Annotated in this window: 1 rRNA gene; it reads right to left on the bottom strand. The window is 57.5% G+C overall.

The window, feature by feature from the left end:
- Window positions 1–1,544 (bottom strand): 23S ribosomal RNA (locus tag ACFRIC_RS41955); the annotation flags it as partial.
- Window positions 1,545–1,779 lie beyond the last annotated feature (235 nt).

Genomic DNA, 1,779 nt, shown 5'->3' with positions numbered 1-1,779 from the left:
TCGATGTTTGACGCTTCACAGCGGGTACCGGAATATCAACCGGTTATCCATCGACTACGCCTGTCGGCCTCGCCTTAGGTCCCGACTTACCCTGGGCAGATCAGCTTGACCCAGGAACCCTTAGTCAATCGGCGCACACGTTTCTCACGTGTGTATCGCTACTCATGCCTGCATTCTCACTCGTGAACCGTCCACCACTGCCTTCCGGCGCGGCTTCACCCGGCACACGACGCTCCCCTACCCATCACAGCGGGCGTTGGCCCTATTGCTGCAATGACACGACTTCGGCGGTACGCTTGAGCCCCGCTACATTGTCGGCGCGGAATCACTAGACCAGTGAGCTATTACGCACTCTTTCAAGGGTGGCTGCTTCTAAGCCAACCTCCTGGTTGTCTCTGCGACTCCACATCCTTTCCCACTTAGCGTACGCTTAGGGGCCTTAGTCGATGCTCTGGGCTGTTTCCCTCTCGACCATGGAGCTTATCCCCCACAGTCTCACTGCCGCGCTCTCACTTACCGGCATTCGGAGTTTGGCTAAGGTCAGTAACCCGGTAGGGCCCATCGCCTATCCAGTGCTCTACCTCCGGCAAGAAACACACGACGCTGCACCTAAATGCATTTCGGGGAGAACCAGCTATCACGGAGTTTGATTGGCCTTTCACCCCTAACCACAGGTCATCCCCCAGGTTTTCAACCCTGGTGGGTTCGGTCCTCCACGACCTCTTACAGCCGCTTCAACCTGCCCATGGCTAGATCACTCCGCTTCGGGTCTTGAGCGCGCTACTGAATCGCCCTATTCGGACTCGCTTTCGCTACGGCTTCCCCACACGGGTTAACCTCGCAACGCACCGCAAACTCGCAGGCTCATTCTTCAAAAGGCACGCAGTCACGAGACACCAAGCAAGCTTGATGTCCGACGCTCCCACGGCTTGTAGGCACACGGTTTCAGGTACTATTTCACTCCGCTCCCGCGGTACTTTTCACCATTCCCTCACGGTACTATCCGCTATCGGTCACCAGGGAATATTTAGGCTTAGCGGGTGGTCCCGCCAGATTCACACGGGATTTCTCGGGCCCCGTGCTACTTGGGTGTCTCTCAAACGAGCCGTTGATGTTTCGACTACGGGGGTCTTACCCTCTACGCCGGACCTTTCGCATGTCCTTCGCCTACATCAACGGTTTCTGACTCGCCTCACAGCCGGCAGACTGTGAAAGAGAGATCCCACAACCCCCCAAGCGCAACCCCTGCCGGGTCTCACACGCTTGAGGTTTGGCCTCATCCGGTTTCGCTCGCCACTACTCCCGGAATCACGGTTGTTTTCTCTTCCTGCGGGTACTGAGATGTTTCACTTCCCCGCGTTCCCTCCACATACCCTATGTGTTCAGGTATGGGTGACAGCCCATGACGACTGCCGGGTTTCCCCATTCGGAAACCCCCGGATCAAAGCCTGGTTGACGGCTCCCCGGGGACTATCGTGGCCTCCCACGTCCTTCATCGGTTCCTGGTGCCAAGGCATCCACCGTGCGCCCTTAAAAACTTGGCCACAGATGCTCGCGTCCACTGTGCAGTTCTCAAACAACGACCAACCACCCATCACCCCCGGTCGAAACCGGAGTTCACTGGGGCCGGCACTGAAGGCAGCCTTATCGGCCGTACCCTCAGACACCCAACAACGTGCCCGACACTCTCGCCACTCGTGATCAGCTTTCCACGCTCCGAAGAGCAGTACTGGCAGCCCGAGATGACTGAAAGTGCCGAATAATCAACGTTCCACCCAT

Origin of the sequence: Streptomyces sp. NPDC056738, assembly GCF_042790435.1 — a bacterium.
Classification (GTDB): domain Bacteria; phylum Actinomycetota; class Actinomycetes; order Streptomycetales; family Streptomycetaceae; genus Streptomyces.
This window is presented reverse-complemented; position numbering and strand designations above follow the sequence as displayed.